Raw genomic sequence first — 18,108 nt, 5'->3', positions numbered from 1 at the left:
CTCATAGAATGATCGTGCTGGAATCTACCTGTATAATCACTGCTCTATCATTATTGTGACTCTTGTCCCCTCTCGGGCTATCCCTTAAGGCACCTATCTAACAGAATGATGACCATCCCGATATTCGGGCATGACGATACTGCCTGGCAGCCTATATAATTAAGAGATAACAGCGATGACAGCACGAAGCCAGCCCATGTTAGCAAAAATAAGGAGAATACCAAGATGCAGACAAAAGGATCGCTGCGCCGCAGCTTGATCAGTCGGGTGGCTATTTTAATAATAGCGCTTACATTACTACTTATCTATATCTTGTATGACGGAATTGGAATTATTCGATCGCAGGCCATCGATTCCCATCGGCAGCTCACGGCTACTTATATGGAGAGAATCGACAACGCCCTCTCGAAGACAAATGCTTATCTGTCCCATCTAGCTGCATACAACGATGACCTCTCCACCTTGACGGCCTATTCCTACGGCTCCTCCTCCTATATTATTAGCAAGATTAATATACAGAAGGAATTGACCGCGAATACCGGCCTGTATGACGGGGTGGCAGCCTTCTTCGTCTATATCGCGAGCAACAAGGATCTGCTGACGAGCAGCGGAGGTCAAGCTCTTATTCATCAGGCTCCTCTGCAGGAAGCGATTCAAGCAACCTCTCCGACGGAATGGACGATTCACATTGATGACCAGTCCCAGTCCATCATTCAAGTAACCTCCTTGTCTAATGGAGTGTACCTTGGTGCCTATATCGATTCGGATGATTGGAATATGACATATGACGGGTTGATCTTCCTATACGGATCCTCGGGCCATAGTCTGCTTCACAAGGATTATAACAGCGATTATCACAGCCTGTCTGCGCAGATGAGAGCTCCCTACAAGGATGGCGGCGCTGCAGAGCTGCATCAGTCGGGCACCGCTTATCTGATGGTCAAGTCTGTGTCCAAGCTCTCCAAGCTGCAGCTGGCTATCCTTATTCCAGAGTCCGAGCTGCTGCAATCCCTTAAGGTATATCGGCAATGGGTATGGCTGCTTCCGCTGCTGGTGGCTGGCATCATACTCACCTTCTACTATTTCCTGCAGAATAGTCTGCTGAAGCCGGTGCTTACGCTGCATCGCTCCTTCAAGAATGTCTCCACGGGCAGCTGGGACCTAAGCGCCAGCGCGAACGGCTCTCGGCCCAATGGGAACAAGCAGTATGAGGAGTTCGCCCTCCTGTTCCAATCGTTCCATTCGATGGTAGGGCAGATTAATGAGCTGAAGATTGATGTGTATGAAGAGCAGCTTCGCTCCCAGCAGGCGGAGTATAAGCATCTCCAGCTTCAGATTCATCCGCACTTCTATATGAACACGCTCAACATCATCTATAATATGGCAGCCCTCGGGGAGACGAAGGCGGTGCAGAAGCTGACGCTTCACCTCGCGCAGTACTTCCGGTTCATTACGAAGACGAATCAAGAGCTCATTACGGTGGCCGAGGAGATGGAGCAGGTTCACAATTATCTGGAGATCCAGAGCATGCGGTTCCCTGACCGATTCCGCTATGAGCTGCAGCTGCCGGATGGGTGCAAGGGAGCCAGCCTCCCCCCGCTCTCCATCCTTACCTTCGTAGAGAATACGATGATTCATGGCTTCCAGGACAAGAGTAACGATCTGTTCGTACAAGTAAGCATTGAGGAAGGTGAACACGGTCAGATGAATATTATGATTCGGGATAACGGCTGCGGCTTCCCGCAGGACATGCTGGAACAGAGGGAAGGTGGCAGCTCCGTTAAGGGCAATGGAATCGGCATCTATAATGTGGCCACAAGGCTTAAGATGATGGCTGGGGATCAGCCATCCGAGATTAAGCTAAGCAACGACGGAGGCGCTGTCGTTCAAATGGTGGTTCCCATACAGCAGGATAACGACAAGAGGAGGACATCCCATGTATAGAATGCTCGTAGTCGACGACGAGGTCTACGCCGTGCGAGGAGTTACCCAGAGTATTGATTGGCAAGAGCTGTCCATTACGGATATCCACGAAGCCTATGGTGCCGAACAGGCGAAGCAGCTGCTGCTGGCCCAGCCGATTGATATTGTCATAGCGGATATTGAGATGCCTCGTATGAACGGCCTGCAGCTCCTGGAATGGATCAATGAGCATTCTCCATCCACTGTCACCTTGTTCTTGACCGGCCATGCTTCCTTCAGCTATGCGAAGGAAGCTATACGGCTCGGCGGCTTCGATTACCTGCTGAAGCCGATCGATCACGACAAGCTGAAGGAGATTGTATCCCGTGCATTGAGCGAGATTGTGGAGACGCGGAAGAATGGGGAGATTCGGGACCTGTATCACCAGTATCTGGGTATGTGGGAGAAGCGCCTCCCCAGCCTGAACGACCACTTCTGGCAGGATGTGCTCGAGCGGAAGAAGCAGTTCAAGCAGGAGCAGTGGGAGCAGGCTTTCCAGGAGCTGCGCATTCCCTTCCTCCCCAGCGATCGTATTGTCGCTGTCCTGGTAAGTGTCGAAGAATGGACGCGGGAGTTCTCCGGCCGTGATGAGGAGATTATGATGTATGCGGTGCGCTGTGCGGCCCAGGACTTGTTCCTGGAGCAGGCGCAGGGATTAATCTGGCAAGATTCCAATGACAGCATATGGGTGCTGCTCGTTCATGAGGAAGGCCGTGCAGCGGCTATTCAGTCACGGGCGGAGCAGCTTATAGCTGCCTGTCGGCAATACTTCTACTGCTCAGCCTCCTGCTATATTGGGCACTCCAAGCCTGCGTCACAGCTCTCCGACGCGTATGATCAGCTGCTGCAGCTTGAGCGCAGCAATATTCATTCGCCCGAATCCGTTCAGCTGCTGGGTGAGCCGCGCTCGGATCTAAGTGTGACGGCGCTGCCTTGGATACCCAATTGGCTCACTCTGCTGGAGATGGCGAAGAAGGAGGAGCTGCTGCAGAAGGTAGACGAGACCATCAGGGAGCTGCAATCCACCAACCGCACAAGCTATGAGACCGTGTATGCCCTCTATCATGGCATCTCCTACTTGCTCTATTACGGCGCCCATAAGCAGGGCCTTATGTTCGAGAGGCTCAGCAGCTCGGCAGAGCTGCAGCAGAGCATCCCTCGCAGCTTCGCAGAGCTTAAGGAATGGACGAAGCGCGTCTTCGAAGCTTACTTCACGATGATGGGCGATCAGGAGAATGACTCCTCTGCGATGATTAAGAAGATTAAGCAGTACATCGCCGATCATCTGCATGAAGAGCTTACGCGGGAGGCGATTGCTTCTCACGTCTATCTGAATACCGCTTACCTCTCCCGTCTATTCAAGCTGGAGACCGGCGGCGTCCTCTTCGACTACATTACACAGACACGCATGGAACGAGCACAGGAGCTGCTTCGAAGCTCTCCGATGAGTGTCAGCTCCATTGCTGAATCGGTCGGCTACTCCCACTTCTCTCACTTCGCCGGCATGTTTAAGAAGATGTACGGCGTCACGCCGAAGGATTACCGCAAGCGATACCAGGAATAACAAGAAGGCTGAACCCTTGTCATCGTTGGATGACTTCAGGTTCAGCCCTTTTCCTGCTTTACTTTGCACTTTTCGTTAATTGCTGTGCAGCCTTTATTTCTGTGCAGCCTTCGCTTCCTTGAATTCCTTCTGAATCTGCTTGTAGATCGGATCATTCACGAGCGTGCTCACATACTTATCCCAATCCTCGAAGCTCATAGCGCTCATAGCCACCTTGATCGCGTTCGCATCAAGATCCTTCGTTAACGCCTTCCACTTCTCGTCATAGGTTGGTGCAGACAGCCCCACTGTGGTGTACTCTACCTTCTCAGCCTCGGCAATCTTCTTCACCGCTGCTTCAATCTCTTGTACACGAGCGGTGTAGCTTGCATCTCCGAAGTTCTTATCGGCATCGAACTGCCAAGGTGTAGCCGCATACGCCCCCATCAAGTTCTGATAGATCCATACTCCTTCATCCTTATACTTCTGAGTCTCTACCTTCTTGCCGTCAACAACCGTGTAGTAGACACCTTCAATCGGGTTCTTGGCAAAAGCAGCATACTCCGCGGTAGCCGTGTAGTTAGCAATCTCGAGTATACGCTCCGCGCCTTCTTGACCAGCCTTAGCATTAATAATCCAAGCTGCATCGAATGGCTTGGAAGCCATGATCGCGTAGCCCTTCGGTCCCTTGACCGGTTCATATACATTCAGCTTCGCATCCTTCACGCCATCCTCGAAGAACTTGATGCCCACATCCGGCAGATGAATCCAATCATACATATCGCCTAGAATAACACCTGACTTGCCCTTCTTAATGAACGAAGTAGGCTGCGCCAGTGCGAATTCAGGGTTAATCGCCTTCTGCTTCACCAGATTCTGAATCCAGCCCAGGAAGTCCTTGTACTCTGGCATGAAGTCACGGTAGATGAAGTCGCCCTTATCATCAATCTTCCAGGGGGAATAAGCGCCAGTGAACGCTGCAATCATCGGTGCGGTGTTCGTCGTGTTGAAGTTGTTCTGATCGAAGTTGAGGCCGTAGCGCTCTGGCGGATTCGTCATCTTGACCAGCAGGCTCGACAGCTCCTCAGCTGTTGTAGGCGCTTGCAAGTTCAGGCTCTTAAGCAAGTCCTCACGAATACGCATAGAGCCTCTGAAGTAAGGGTTATAGACCAGGCCCTTAGGAACGCCATAGATCTTACCGTTCACCTTCATATAATTCCAATATTCCTTCGGAATCTTAGCCAGCTCTGGATACTTCGTAGCGAAGTCAGCGCTCTCGATAATCGGAGTGAGGTCATAGAACGCCCCGCCCTTGATGGCGTTGTAGGTCTGGATCGGGAAGTTGACGTTGTCGCCTAGAATAACTTCCATGGCATCCGGGAGATTTTTGGAAGCGAGCTGCACGTTCACTCGGTCCACATACTGATCGAACGGAACGAACTGCATGGTCAGATCCGTGTTAATCTTCTTCTCCAGCTCAACTTCCAGCTCGTTGTTCTCTGGTGCTACGGTGCCCCATGTGCGCATCTGGATCGTCGCTTTTACCGGTTTGGCGAATGGTTTATAAGCTTCTGCCGTTGCCGTTGCTGTAGCTGTCGCTGTCGGCTCTGGCGTAGCAGACGCGTTGTTTCCTTTTTCTTCATTGTTTGTACCCGTATTGCCGCTGCAGCCCGCCAAGAGTGATGCGAAGACAACTGTTGCTGCTGTGATGCTGCCCCATTTTCTAACGGTCATCATGATTGAGTGCCCTCCCTGAATATCATTATATACCTTACTCATCTATGTGGTAAGAGAGCCGCCTCCGGCCGGAAGGCTGCATCCCGCGTACCCTATCGTCACTTGCTTGCATGAATGAATTGGCGCTAGCCCTTCACGGACCCAACCATGACACCCTTGGCAAAATACTTCTGAAGAAACGGGTACACGAGCAGAATAGGACCCGTTACCACCATGACTGTCGCCATCTTCACAATCTCCGGATTAATCTGCTGATTACGAATCATATCCGAGCCGGATTCTGTGAACTCCGTCATATTGGCCTGCATGACAATCTGCTGAAGCAGCACCTGCAGCGGCCACTTGTCCGGAGAAGTAATGTACAGGATAGCGTAGAAGAATGTGTTCCAATAAGCGACAGCTGCGAATAAGGTGAAGGCCGCCAGCATCGCCATCGATAACGGCAGAATAATTCGGAAGAATGTTGTGATATCATTGCAGCCATCCATCTTCGCAGACTCTTCAATCTCGGGCGGAATGCCTTGGAAGAAGCTCTTCATCACAAGCAGTGTCCATGCCCCTGCGATACCTGGAAGGATCAGTGACCACCATGAATTAATCAGATGCAGCTTATCCATGAGCAGATAGTTCGGAATGATGCCCGGTGAGAACAGCATCGTGAAGATAATTAAGTTGAGTATCCAGCCTCTTCCGGGAAGGGTCTTCCTGGCTAGCATGTAGGCCAGCATGGAGCTGATTGCAATCGATAGCGGAACCCCAATTCCTGTAATGAACATGGAAGCGGTGAAGGCATTGCTGAAGCCTTGACCAGAGAGCACGAAGTCATAGGCATCCCACGAGATGCTTCGCGGGAAGAGGATGAATTCACCGCTTATATAATTGCTGGAGTCACTGAAGGAGATAGCGAGAATATAGACGAACGGCAGAATCATAGACAATGATATAGCTAGGAGGACTAGGGTTAAGACGGCTTGATAGATGGTTTCTTTGCGTTGCATAGGGTAATGATGCCCTCCTCTCTTAATAGAGTCCTTCATAGCCGCGCTTGCGGACGAGATAATTGCTTCCTAGAACAAGGATTAGACCGATAACAGACTTGAATATCCCAACCGCAGCCGTATAGCTGAACTGACCTTCCTTAATCCCTTGCTTATAGACATAGGTCTCGAACACTTCGGAGAATTCCGTGTTGATGGGATTCTGCATGAGATAGACCTGCTCGAAGTTGTTGTCCAGCGTGTTGCCCAGTGCCAGAATGAACATGATGATGACCGTAGGCATGATGGATGGAAGCGTGACGGACCACATCTGCCGAAGCTTGCCTGCGCCGTCCATTCTTGCCGATTCATAGAGTGAAGGATCGACGCCAGAGATGGCAGCCAGGAATATAATCGAGCCCCACCCGACATTCTTCCATTGCTCTTGTCCGATGAGCAGCGGGTAGAAGGCATCATTGTTGAAAAGCAGCTCCTTGCGATCCCAGCCCCAAGAGGCGATTAGATTGTTAAGCAGCCCGACCTCCTTGGAGAAGAAAATGTACGTAAGCGAGATGACGATAACCCAGGAGATGAAGTGCGGCAGATAGACGAACGTCTGAATCCAGCGCTTCACGATCTCATTCCTTAGCTCATTGAGCAGCAGAGCAAGCACAATCGGCAGCGGGAACATACAGAGGCTCAGCAGGGATAGCGTTATGCTGTTGCGGAACAGTCTCACGAAGTCCGGATCCTTGAACAGCTGTATGAAGTGGTCGAAGCCGACCCACTCACTTCCCGTAATGCCCCTGTAGACCGAATAGTCTTGAAATGCAATCACAATGCCCGGCATCGGCAAATACTTGAAAACGAGAAAAAACAGCATGCCCGGCAGGCCCATTAGATATAAATAGCGGTGTTGAAAGATTGCTCGCAGCAGACTGTCCTGCTTACGGGCTAGTAATGGAGACGCAGGCAGCGCCTCTGTATTGGACTTGATCATATGCGTGTCTCCCTCTTACTCCTTGATTGTACTTACATTATATCGCTCAGCTTGCTTATGCTTCTAACCACAGAGCGTACTAGAATAGCAGAATAGTGACCATGTCTACCAGTCTGTTTTCTAGAGCCCCTTCCTTTTCCGGTTACTTTCCACGAGGTGTGTGGGTTTCTGCTCCTTTGCTCCACTATCCCCTTCGCTCAGACGGTGGCGCCTCTCGCCTCCTTTGCTCCACTATCCCCTTCGCTCAGACGGTGGCGCCTCTCGCCTCCTTTGCTCCACTATCCCCTTCGCTCAGACGGTGTTGCCTCTCGCCTCCTTGCTCCACTATCCCCTTCGATCAGCCACTCTTCCGACCATACTCCCACCTCATGCGCTACTATCCCCTTCGTGCTCAAGATTTTAAATTTATTTATAATCCCCTCTTGAAATAAGAACACATGTTTGCTAAGATTAATATAAGAACAAATGTTCTTAGGCGAAGGAGATGACCGGCTTTGGACATCCATTTTGAACAGATGAGCTTGGAGGCATTCCGGCAGTTTTTTCATAATGAAGAGGTGTGCTGCAATTGGTTATTCGGGCAGAAGTGGCCAAATGGCTTCAGTTGCACGAAGTGCGGCCACTCCCATGCCTACACGATCTCAACTCGCCGACTTCCCTTATACGAATGCGCCTCCTGCGGCTATCAGAATTCACTGACCGCTGGGACCGTCATGCACAATACACGCACCTCACTGTTTCAGTGGATTCACACGATGTATCTGGTCTCCCAGCAGGAGAGCATTAATGCAGAACGCCTCGCAGAGGTTATTGGAGTTACCTACAAGACCGCATGGCTCATAATGCACAAGCTTCGGGATGCTATGTCTCAGGTGGAGGAGGCGCAGCCTCTCACCGATCAGGTGAGAATCGACTCTGACGTGTATGGCTATCAGATGTTCAAGCCCACCCTTGACCGCGTCCCTCATGAGCATCCTATACTGATTGGTTCCAGCCATATTGAGGAGGACGAGGACCGTATCACGCAACTTAAGCTTCTTCAGTTGACTGCCCCCGATGTAGTTGGAAATCGCCCGACGAGATTCGGCATAGCTGATTATCAAGAACGATACGTAGAGCATTCTGCAACAATGGTTACTATTGTACCGAGGTACGGCAGGCTTAGAAGAGTACCTATTCTACGTCACTATGCAGAGGACTCCTTCCGATGGATGAACAGGAGATTCCATGGAATCGGCGGCAAGCATCTTCAAGCCTATCTCCATGAATATTGTTTCCGATTCAACACATTCGCTCACCATGCATCCTCATTCAATGCCTTGGTTCAGGCTTGTATAATCCATAGATGCCCTACTTACAAGGATTTTGTTGCTAGAGATTATAGGAGACGGTATTCCAATGTTACAGGGCTTACGGCAGCCTGATTCTATATGTGCCTGGCTTTTTATTGTGAAAGATTTTACTTAAGACTACATTACTGATTGCTTACGCGGCGAAAAAACTAGAGGAGCTAGGGTGTTCTGGAGATTTTGTTCCTGAGCGAAGGGGATAGTGAGCAAAAGGAAAAAAAAAGAGAGGTCAACCGCACCAAGAGTCAATACAAGAATGATGTATATCCATTAACAGCAGAAAACTCCAGGATTCCCCAAACAACAAAAAGCGCAGTGCAACGAGTTCCACAAACCTTGTCACACTGCCCAAAATTAAGTTATTCAAATACGTAAAGACGAACACTCTGTGCTGGTATCGGACTCGAGCCGTCTACTCGACCCAGCTCTGGTTCCGTACAGGACACCAGCCTGCGCTCTCCAGCGAGAAGGCTGCACTGCTGCGAGACAGCGCTCCTGTTCCACACGCATACAGCAAGCCTCTCTCCATCAGCAGAAGCATATGCCTTTGCAACGATCCCTTCGCTGCTATAGCGACCATCGCTGCGTTCGCCGCCTGCACCGCCCTTGTCTGCCTCGTTATAAATCAGCTCAAACCCTCTCGTGTCTACAAACGTCCCTTCCCAGAAGAATTCCGAGTGCTGCCGACAGAAGGTTATTACCTCTCTTAAATATTGCTTCGCAGCCTCAGGTGACATACTCCGCATGAGCTTATGGTCAGGCGGGTAGTACGCCACATCCGCATAATCATCCGGCACCGGCACACGTTCCTCCAGCAAATACCGGACATCTGCCCGGTAACGTGTCTCCAGTTCGAACCGCAGTCCATACAGACAGGCATAGTTGGCATGATACCTATCCATCATCGCCGTGGGATGACGCTGTGTCATCGGCAGCTCGGGGAATGTATAACGGAACAGCTCTGGGAAGCCCTCTTCTCCTCCGGACCATTTGGCAGCCGAGTCCGGCCTGAAGCCGCAGCCCCAGCCATGAACGTAGGAGATGCCCGAGAGCACAGAATCATGAATGCCTTCCGTCATAATTGCGAAGTCTGGGTTCAACCCCCTCATATGCTTAGCAATCGACTCAATGACTGCACGCCGCTCGGTCGTGTAAGCCGTAGCAGGGTTCTTATGCTTATGATTCGGGTTATGACATTCGTCAGGACCGTACACCCCAATCTGGTCGAAAAGAATACCGTCAGCGCCCAGCTCATTCGCCTGAATCGCCAGCTCCAGCATGCGGTTCTGCCATACTTCAGAGCCTGTGCAGCCCATGGCGAACGGCACAGGAGTCGCGCTGTGGAACTTGCGAACCGTTGATACCTGCAGCTCACGGTTCTCCAATAGCAGCGCTGCATCATTGCCATGATAACGATAGAACTCCGTCATTAAGTCCATGATTACCCCGTTGGCATACAGAATTGTTCGAATGCCTCGCTCTCTGGCACGCTTCAGCGCTTCACGAAGCTCTGGCCGGCCCCCCATGAGCTGGTCCGGGACGAAGTCAGGGAAGCAGCGGTCATGCCCGCCATGCGCCCAGCCGAACAATCCAAGGGTGTCCAGTCCGCGCTCCTCTGCCACCGTGCAGAGCTGATCAATGCCGCTGCGATAATCCCACATGACATCCCCATTCTGCTGCTTCAGCACGCTGAGCAGCCAACCGGATGTCTGACGGACCCAAGCTGGAGGCTCAATGATAGAGGCGCTACTGTCATACCAGCTGCGGTACTTGTCAGCCGCTTCATGCCAATGGCCGCTGAAGGTATACAGCACGAACGGAGGGGAGTTCCAGCTCTGTCCTGGCCCAAGATAAGGATGATGCTTCACGCTCACCTGTATGGACTCGTCCGATTCCACATATTGAGCCTCCAGATCGAGCTTGCCCATGTCTGCATCATGCGTGCCCATATAGAGCCCTCCGCGGACATCCGAGCTTCCGTCGTCCTTGCGACTGGCAGCTCCGCTGTCCCTAGCGATTGCGAACCAAGGCATCGTCCCAGTTCCGCTCGGATAGGATAATTTTCTCAGTCCAAGGCCCTTAACACCTTGAATCCTCTGACCCAGTCCATTCGGCCAATAGACGGAAGCATCTGCCACAGCCTCAATGCCTGATAGCCTGACCCCTTCGACTACCCGTATAGACCAAGGCTCCTTATTCTCATTGCGAATAGCAAGAGAGAGGCTCCAGCTCTGGCGATCTATCTCCACAATTCTTAATTCCACCTCGACTTGAGAGAAGGGCTCCGACTCGCTAAGCTGGCTGTACCTGATGTGATAGCCATCCGTAACGGCTTCTGCCTCTCCCGAGCAGTCGAGACTCGATATCGTCTTGCTTGCTCCGGGCATCCAAGGCTGTGAAGGCAGCTGCGCGGTCAGCTGCCAAGACAGACGCCCCTCTTGATGTGCGCTAAGAATAGTATCCAATGTAATGGTTGATCCGCTTAATGTCACGGGCTGTTCCGTTGTCTGCAGCATATTACATGCTCCTCTCTACTGCTCTATGGGTTCATATTCTCTAACTGCCTCTAGGGAAGGCATAGGAAGACCTGGCCGCCTTCGCCTTCCGATATGTCGTAGCGATCAACCTTCACGTCATACGTACGGGTCTTCATTCGCGGGTCCACCACGACGCAGCCGGTCTTAATATCGAACTCCCACTGATGCCACGGACAGCGGACGATCTCTCCATGCCTCTCCAGCTCGAACTGCCCTGGTGCAGGTGAAGTTACTAGCGGTGTGACCAAGCCTCGGCAGAGGGGCGCACCCTGATGAGGGCAGAAGTTGCGAAGCGCATACAGCTCTCCACCCAGGTTATAGACGCCAATACTCCGTCCATCTACCTCCACGACTTGATGGGAGCCCGGCGGGAACTGTTCCGTCGTGCCAATCACATATTCCTTCATCTAGATCGCAGCCTCCCGTGCAGCAGGCTTCAGACCGTACAGCTTAGCTGCATTATTATAGTGAATATTGTTCATCGTCTCCTCATCCAGCTTCGGGAACGCCATCGCAGGGGAATCGAAGTCCCAGTGCGGATAGTCGCTGCAGAACAAGATCTTGTCCTTGCCGTTCATCCACTCCAGCATCGACTTGAACGCTGCCGGACTTGGGCCCGTCTCAATCGGCTGCGAGCCGATGAACACATGCTCCATGAAGTATTCGCTTGGCTTCTTGGTCACCCAAGGTGTCTGATATCTCAGCGCCTTCCAGTCTTGATCCAGTCTCCATAGATAAGGGACGACCCAGAATACGCCGGCTTCCAGCATGACGACCTTCAGGCTCGGGAATCGTTCGAACACCCCTTCGAAGATGAAGCTCGCCAGATGAGCCATGAGCAGCTGCGGCCGGACTGATCGGTACTCAATATAGTAGGAGGGATGTCCCGCTCCCGTCGGCGAAGGATTAATGCCGAAGCCTTCCATGCCAATGTGTATGGTAAAAGGCAGCCCATACCGCTCGCACGCCTCATAAATCGGATCATACACCCGCTGGCCGTACAGCGCCCTAGCTCCGCTAGGCGCAATGGCTTGAACCATATCCTTATGGCTGCCTACCCGTTCAATCTCCTTGGCTGCGAGCAGCGGATTCTGAATGGGCAGCATAATGGAGCCCTTCATCCGGCTGTCCTTCTCCAGCCAATGCTCAATCGTATAATCGTTATACGCTGCGCATAACGCGGCTGCATAGTTCGCATCTGGAGTTGTCGTCACGGGCTGGAACTCTCCGGTCAGGATGCCGTACTCCACGTTGAACGGCTCGAACAGCTGCTCTACCGTGAAGGGCACCTCGGATGCCGGCGGATTGCCGCTTGGCGGGAAGGAATCGACTCGGCGACCCCCGACTCCGCCGTTAAGAGTTGGCAGCGCGGGCAGCTGCAGACCCCAAGTCTCTACCTGAGATCGGTAATGGCTGCTTAAGTAAGGCAGCAGATCATCCGTGCTCCGAATCTGGTGATGAATATCACAATCAATGATACGTCTCGATTTGTTAGACTTGCTGTCCATGGCGCGGCCTCCTCAAGGTCATTACTAATGATGCTCTAGCTTCAATGTAGCTCGATTGCCATGTCACTAACAGGGAATATACGATTCGTTTTTGAACGATGAATATAACCTTGACAAATCTCTGGAACTAGGAGTCAGTCTCGAATTGGCCTCAGCATGGCAGCGAATCCCCCCGAAGGAGCCATACACGCTTGAATGCCCTTGCCTTGCTCAATGACCGTACGGGACACCTCAATCGTATGTAAGGATTCCTTCCCATCGTCGGAGAACATAATCAGCTCGTAACGCTTGTCTGGATCCAGGAAGTACGTAGGAATGACGGTCAATCTAGCATTCTCATTCGTAATTGCACCGACGAACCACTCGTCCCCCTTGCGTCTAGCCAGTACGGCGAACTCGCCGATCAGACCGTCAATCACCTTCGTATCATCCCATACGGTTGACAGTCTCTCGAATAGCTCCATATCTGGCCCGTCCTGAACGAGCTCTGGGCGGTCGTACCAGAACAGCAGCTGCAGCGGGCTGTAAGCAATAATTGACATAGCCATCTGATGCGCACGCGATGTATGTACTCTCGAATCATAGCAGCAGATGGTATAGTCGCCCGCTCCAGCCGGGTATCTAGTGAAGGGAAGCATCGTATTATGTCTTGCCGTTGGAAAATACTCATTCCCCCTAATTCCCTCCTGCGTGAGCAGGTTCGGATACGTTCGGCTATAACCGGTTGGCCGGTAATAGTCATGAATATCGACCATCAGCTTATGCTTCGCACACTTGCGCACCGCCTCCAGCAGCCAGACTGTCCATTCCTGAGGACCCTCGTTGACGAAGCCGAACTTGATCCCGCTAACCCCCCACGCTTCGTAGAGTGGAAGAATCTCATCCAGCTGCCGCTCCAGCGCTCTCCGGTTCACATAGAGGAACACGCCGATTCCCCTCTCCTTGCCATACGCGATGACCTCATGGAGGTCTAACCCGTCATAGTCCAGCAAGTCCTTGATTCGATCCCAATCAGGCGAGACGAAGGAAGCATCCGCTTCCTCGTCGTATTCATGCCCGTACCAGCCCGCATCGTAGAGAATGTACTGAAGATTGTGCTTCGCAGCGAAGTCGATACACCTCTTGCCGCCCGCGGTAGAGAGCGTAATCTCGCGTATGGCCTTGCCCGGCTTAATCCATGAGGTGTCGGACAGCGCGCATTCCTCGTTCAGATTAAGCATGATATCGTTATTCTCAAGCAAGTCTCCAGGCCGCTCACCAAGGATGATGACTCGCCAAGGGGAATAGAATGGCGTCTTGCCTTGAACGGGAGAACTGAGCAGGCTTCGTAGAATGCTTGAGCCTTCGGCTGCACGAACAAGCTTCATCTTGGCATAATGATTCATTCCTGCCTCTAGGAGAGATGCATAGATGGGACCGCTCATCTGCAGAGCAAGCGGACGCTCGCTAGGCTCTGTCATCTGGCTGATTCGCATCGGATGGTAGTCATCCTCCGGCCATCCATGGTGATAAGCAATGGTGTGAATGGGACAATTGAATTCCGTCCCCTCCGACACTACGGTCACTTGCTCGAGCTCAGGCTGCTCGGGGATGATATAACGGAAGGCAACCCCCTCGTTATAAGCACGGAATTCCAGCTTGACACGCTTCCTGCCTGATCCAACATACTCCAAGATCATAGCTTGGTAGTGGTCTCTAACGACACTTCGTTCGCCGTACAGCGGCTCCCATGCCCGTTCCTGAGCGCTTCTGTCTACATGGGTGAGCTGAAGGTTAGACAGCATCTCTCCGTGTCCTGCCAGCTCCAGACTGAGTCTTGATTCCTGAATGACCATCTGAGACCCGAACTGTATCGTGTAGTACAACGTCCCATCCTTCGTGTAGCAAGCTGCCTGACATAATCCGTTCGGCGAGGCTGCTGTATGGCTATTCATAGGCTTCATTCATCTCCAGTATGCTTAGGTTCACATTCACCCTCACATTATGAAGGAGCAACCTGCTCCTATTCTCACAGTACAGATACTTAACTAACATTATTGATACCTCATTCAGCATAAGGCTCCTTCCCGTTAAGCTATGAGGTATAATGTAAGCAACTAATCTCAGCGCAGAGAGGACTATTGTTACATGGTGAAGCCAACCCTACCCATTCTCGCAGAGCCTGCATTCAGCCAGACGCATTGGTATAGAAGCTTGCTTCAGGGCATTGTTCACGAAGCTGGGCGCAAGGGGCTGAAGCCGCATATCTATCTATATGAGAAGGAAGAGCACAGGTCGATTATGGAGTCTGTTCACCATTCAGGAAGAGCTGTGCTCATCCTTGGCTCATCAGAGATGTGGGAAGAGTCCATGGTAGAGGAACTCCATGAAGCGGCCATCCATCCGATTCTAGTCGCTGCTGAACTGACGAATACCCCCTTCCCCTTCAGCTATGTTGGTCTTAACCATACGCAGGCTGCGGCTGAGGTGACTGTCTATCTGCGCAAGGCCGGATGCACACGAATTGCCTATGCTGGTCACACAGACTCAGTCACGGACGTGCTCAAGCACAAGGGCATCACCCGCGCGCTGCTCGCCGTAGGTGATGCCCTTCAAATGGAGGATATCTATTGGAATCAAGGGACAACCAGCTATATCGATCAGCTGGTCGAGCGAATAGATAACTATGATGCCATTATCTGTTCGAACGATATTGCGGCTATTCTGCTCATGCAGAAGCTGAGCGCATCAGATCTGGCCCGCTGTTATATTGTCGGGTTCGGAGATCATCTGGTTAGCCGTCTGCACTCCCCTTCCCTCACGACCGTCACCCTGGATTATGAAGGCGCCGGCAGGAAGGCTGTTGACCTCTACCTCTACTTAACGAAGCACGAGGAGGTTACCTCCTCATCCATTACAGTAGGTAGCCGAATACAAATACGAGAATCCACCTTCCTGCGAAGCTTCGAGGAACGTGAGCGATCGACCAGCCACCGTTCACTTCCTAGGCCGCAAGCACCCAGCCTTCATTCGGATAGCCGTATTCAACAGCTGTTCCGTCTGGAGCATGTGCTTCAGCAATGCGACGAACTCGATGCAGCCATTATTAGAGAGCTCTTCCACGGAATTACCTATGAGGCCATGGAAGAGTCTCTGAATCTGTCTGTCACAGCAATCAAGTACCGAATTAAGAAGCTTGTTGCAGAGCTGGGCGTACAGGATAAGACTCAGATGCTTGCTCTCATAACCCAATACTTAGGTCCGCGAGCAGCCGATAAGCTGTTAGACTTAACCCGTTAAGCCACCGGGTTGAACTGAATAATGATAGAGAGCGAAGGAGATCGGCTCGTTCAACTGGAAGGCTGCCCTTCCTCCATTCACAGCAACTGACTCCTTAGGAGCAGCATCGCCATCCGCCAGCAGCTGTCCTGACGGCCCCTCCTGCTTCAGCAAGCATTGGAGCTGGAGATGCGAGATGCCTTCCGGCATGTCCCACAGCTCCAGCTGTGCAGCAGCCTTATCCGTGCGCTCCCGGAAGAGGAGCAGATATCCCTCCTGGTCATTCCGCACAGACTGGAATCCTGTCCAGCCCGTTCCGCTTGGCTCTTCACCGATGGGTAGAATGGCTCCAGAGTGGATCGCCTCTTGATGCGGCCGATAAGCCCGTATCGCTAGAGCAAGCCGCTCTTGACTCTCGCTGCTGAGTCCTCTCAGCTCCATCCATGCCAGAGGATTCGCGAACATCGTCACCGCGAAGGAGTAGAGAATGCCGCAGCTTGCCGGGGCTAGCGGATCATCCCTGTACACTTCCTTATTACGGTCTACATTGAGGAACTCCATCTGCAGCAGCTGTGCGGGCACATACTTAGCCATTACCCACAAGTTGCGGAGGGTGAAGTGAGGATAATACACTCCCCAGTCCGTGTAACGATTCTCCAGGAATAGTCCTCCGTACTGCGTCTGACCGAAGTAGCCAAGTCTCACTTCGGCCGTCGTATCCTGGTTGAAGTATACCTCCCCGCTCGAAGCAGCCAGCACCGTCTGCATCATGCTCAGCAGATTCCTCTCGCCCGTCTTCGATCTCAGATGAATGCCATCCAGCTTGAAGTAACGAATACCGTAATTCCGGTAGAGTGTGATCAAGGTCTCGGCATCCTTGTGCCACAGGCGATAGTCATCCCCCGCATCCGGTGAGAACCATAGGCCCAGCTCTATTCCAAGCTCGCGAGCCCTGTCAACGACAGGATCAAGGCCGCGCGGAAACCGCTCCTTGTGCACCGACCAGAAGCCCTCCCCCTCCTCTGAATCGTAATAGCTTCCCCACCGTCCCCCTGGATTCACGGAATTCATCGTAGTTCCTTGCTGCCAGCCATCATCAATCTGCACATGCGTGATACCGAGCTTAGCTGCAATGTCCAGCTCCTGCAGGATGAACCGCTCGTTCACCGCGCTGTCTCTGCTTCGGTCTCCCCAGGTATTGCTCATAATGAAGCAGTCTCGGCCCGGAAGGAACCGTCGTCGGAGCAGGTGATAGTCACCAATCACCTGCAGCCCTCCGCGTTCGGAGCCGTCATAGACAGCTACGGCTGTTGAATAATAGGAGATATACTCCTCATCTACAGATGATCCCTCCATCCGCAGCATCGCATACTCCTCTTCACTAAGCCCTGATCCGGCCACGAACAGCCCTCTTCCTCGCCATTCGAAGTCCGCTTCCTGCCTGCCCAGCTGAGCTTCTACCGGTGGACTCTCCTTCACGACGAGCAGGCCAGAGCTCCTCAAGCTGCTCCGGAGATACAACAGATTGCCTCGCAGCTTGCGCCTATCGTTCGGATACAGAAGGCCTCGTTCCTCACTAACCAGATTATTATTGGTGTCTGTCCGGTCGGTCATCGCTATACAATGCCAAGCTGTATGAAGCTCCCTTACCGGAATATAGTCCACATAATGCGCAGGCATGGCATGGCTGTCCGTATTGTTCGCATCTAGCAGAGCGCGGGACTCGGAAGCATTCATATCAACGCCTACCTTCTCAGACTCCGTCCGACTACCGCCCTGCTGCCTGCGCACGCGCAGCTCTTGGCGAATAATCGGAGTGGAAGGCGCAATACGCACGAGCAGCTGCCAATGCTTCTCCCTGGTTGAGAAGGACACCGTAACCTTAAGCTGGCGTTCTCCTATGCCGAAGTCATCCCAAGCCTCGGCCTGCACTTGGACAGATCCTTCCATAGCATAGGCATCCGAGAAGCTTGCGGCCAGCAACGATTCATCCACCCATTCCGTCCCGTCCTTCTTATTGACGATGGACTCGGTATACCATTGCCCGCCCTCCAGCCGCCATATGCGTTCCACAAGTGAATTGCCTACGGTAAGCAAGCCGCCTTCCCATTCCCAGTAGCAGTCTTCCAGTCTCTTCATCGGACATCCTCTCCCATGCTATAATATTGTTGCTCTAGATCTAACGATAATGGCTCGTGAACCCATATACAATCTGATAATATCGCGATGAGGAGGTA

The 18,108-nt window shown here is 52.3% G+C and carries 12 protein-coding genes; 4 read left to right on the top strand and 8 right to left on the bottom strand.

Annotated features, from left to right (window positions below; genetic code table 11):
- The first annotated feature begins 225 nt into the window (after positions 1 to 225).
- Both ACFO9Q_RS21025 and ACFO9Q_RS21020 read left to right on the top strand, forming a co-directional pair.
- Complete coding sequence (locus tag ACFO9Q_RS21025; protein ID WP_379185538.1) at positions 226 to 1,944, top strand: sensor histidine kinase; 1,719 nt, start codon at positions 226 to 228, stop codon at positions 1,942 to 1,944.
- Positions 1,937 to 3,526 (top strand): response regulator, encoded by a 1,590-nt coding sequence (locus ACFO9Q_RS21020; protein ID WP_379185537.1) that lies wholly within the window; start codon positions 1,937 to 1,939, stop codon positions 3,524 to 3,526. The genes ACFO9Q_RS21025 and ACFO9Q_RS21020 overlap by 8 nt, the downstream gene beginning before the upstream one ends.
- A 93-nt stretch (positions 3,527 to 3,619) precedes the next feature.
- Here the strand turns inward: ACFO9Q_RS21020 and ACFO9Q_RS21015 are convergent, their stop codons facing one another.
- The 3 genes from ACFO9Q_RS21015 to ACFO9Q_RS21005 all read right to left on the bottom strand — a co-directional run bounded on the left by ACFO9Q_RS21015 (position 3,620) and on the right by ACFO9Q_RS21005 (position 7,219).
- Positions 3,620 to 5,242 carry a hypothetical protein gene (locus ACFO9Q_RS21015; protein ID WP_379185536.1) on the bottom strand — a complete coding sequence of 541 codons (1,623 nt, stop codon included), beginning with the start codon at positions 5,240 to 5,242 and terminating at the stop codon, positions 3,620 to 3,622.
- Between the two features lie 125 nt (positions 5,243 to 5,367).
- On the bottom strand, positions 5,368 to 6,240 hold the full coding sequence (locus tag ACFO9Q_RS21010; RefSeq protein WP_379185535.1) for a carbohydrate ABC transporter permease: 873 nt from the start codon (positions 6,238 to 6,240) through the stop codon (positions 5,368 to 5,370).
- A gap of 22 nt (positions 6,241 to 6,262) precedes the next feature.
- Positions 6,263 to 7,219, bottom strand: a complete 957-nt coding sequence (locus ACFO9Q_RS21005; protein ID WP_379185534.1) for an ABC transporter permease — start codon at positions 7,217 to 7,219, stop codon at positions 6,263 to 6,265.
- A gap of 494 nt (positions 7,220 to 7,713) precedes the next feature.
- Between ACFO9Q_RS21005 and ACFO9Q_RS21000 the strand changes: the two genes are divergently transcribed.
- On the top strand, positions 7,714 to 8,643 hold the full coding sequence (locus ACFO9Q_RS21000) for a transposase (RefSeq protein ID WP_379185533.1): 930 nt from the start codon (positions 7,714 to 7,716) through the stop codon (positions 8,641 to 8,643).
- Between the two features lie 284 nt (positions 8,644 to 8,927).
- Here the strand turns inward: ACFO9Q_RS21000 and ACFO9Q_RS20995 are convergent, their stop codons facing one another.
- From ACFO9Q_RS20995 to ACFO9Q_RS20980, 4 genes are all read right to left on the bottom strand, one after another.
- Entirely contained in the window at positions 8,928 to 11,084 is a 2,157-nt protein-coding gene (locus ACFO9Q_RS20995; RefSeq protein ID WP_379185532.1) for a DUF6259 domain-containing protein, read from the bottom strand.
- Between the two features lie 50 nt (positions 11,085 to 11,134).
- Complete coding sequence (locus tag ACFO9Q_RS20990) at positions 11,135 to 11,512, bottom strand: Rieske (2Fe-2S) protein (protein ID WP_379185531.1); 378 nt, start codon at positions 11,510 to 11,512, stop codon at positions 11,135 to 11,137.
- Positions 11,513 to 12,613 carry an amidohydrolase family protein gene (locus ACFO9Q_RS20985; RefSeq protein WP_379185530.1) on the bottom strand — a complete coding sequence of 367 codons (1,101 nt, stop codon included), beginning with the start codon at positions 12,611 to 12,613 and terminating at the stop codon, positions 11,513 to 11,515. It abuts the gene before it with no gap.
- Positions 12,614 to 12,747: 134 nt separating this feature from the next.
- Positions 12,748 to 14,547, bottom strand: a complete 1,800-nt coding sequence (locus ACFO9Q_RS20980) for a glycoside hydrolase family 97 protein (RefSeq protein WP_379185529.1) — start codon at positions 14,545 to 14,547, stop codon at positions 12,748 to 12,750.
- 193 nt (positions 14,548 to 14,740) lie between these two features.
- On the opposite strand from ACFO9Q_RS20980, the gene ACFO9Q_RS20975 reads away from it, so the two are divergent.
- Entirely contained in the window at positions 14,741 to 15,892 is a 1,152-nt protein-coding gene (locus ACFO9Q_RS20975) for a substrate-binding domain-containing protein (RefSeq protein ID WP_379185528.1), read from the top strand.
- Here the strand turns inward: ACFO9Q_RS20975 and ACFO9Q_RS20970 are convergent.
- On the bottom strand, positions 15,881 to 18,010 hold the full coding sequence (locus tag ACFO9Q_RS20970) for an alpha-galactosidase (RefSeq protein WP_379185527.1): 2,130 nt from the start codon (positions 18,008 to 18,010) through the stop codon (positions 15,881 to 15,883). The two genes, ACFO9Q_RS20975 and ACFO9Q_RS20970, sit on opposite strands and share 12 nt — an antisense overlap.
- Between the last annotated feature and the right edge of the window lie 98 nt (positions 18,011 to 18,108).

Origin of the sequence: Paenibacillus sp. GCM10023252 (assembly GCF_042653305.1) — a bacterium.
Lineage (GTDB): Bacteria > Bacillota > Bacilli > Paenibacillales > Paenibacillaceae > Pristimantibacillus.
Note: the sequence above shows the minus strand (reverse complement) of the source record. Positions and strands in the feature narration are given on the sequence as shown.

Coding starts and splice junctions, on each gene's coding strand:
- ACFO9Q_RS21025 (WP_379185538.1), top strand. CDS start 226: ATGCAGACAAAAGGATCGCTGCGCCGCAGCTTGATCAGTCGGGTGGCT.
- ACFO9Q_RS20985 (WP_379185530.1), bottom strand. CDS start 12,613: ATGGACAGCAAGTCTAACAAATCGAGACGTATCATTGATTGTGATATT.
- ACFO9Q_RS21010 (WP_379185535.1), bottom strand. CDS start 6,240: ATGCAACGCAAAGAAACCATCTATCAAGCCGTCTTAACCCTAGTCCTC.
- ACFO9Q_RS21005 (WP_379185534.1), bottom strand. CDS start 7,219: ATGATCAAGTCCAATACAGAGGCGCTGCCTGCGTCTCCATTACTAGCC.
- ACFO9Q_RS20995 (WP_379185532.1), bottom strand. CDS start 11,084: ATGCTGCAGACAACGGAACAGCCCGTGACATTAAGCGGATCAACCATT.
- ACFO9Q_RS20970 (WP_379185527.1), bottom strand. CDS start 18,010: ATGAAGAGACTGGAAGACTGCTACTGGGAATGGGAAGGCGGCTTGCTT.
- ACFO9Q_RS20980 (WP_379185529.1), bottom strand. CDS start 14,547: ATGAATAGCCATACAGCAGCCTCGCCGAACGGATTATGTCAGGCAGCT.
- ACFO9Q_RS21020 (WP_379185537.1), top strand. CDS start 1,937: ATGTATAGAATGCTCGTAGTCGACGACGAGGTCTACGCCGTGCGAGGA.
- ACFO9Q_RS21015 (WP_379185536.1), bottom strand. CDS start 5,242: ATGATGACCGTTAGAAAATGGGGCAGCATCACAGCAGCAACAGTTGTC.
- ACFO9Q_RS20990 (WP_379185531.1), bottom strand. CDS start 11,512: ATGAAGGAATATGTGATTGGCACGACGGAACAGTTCCCGCCGGGCTCC.
- ACFO9Q_RS20975 (WP_379185528.1), top strand. CDS start 14,741: ATGGTGAAGCCAACCCTACCCATTCTCGCAGAGCCTGCATTCAGCCAG.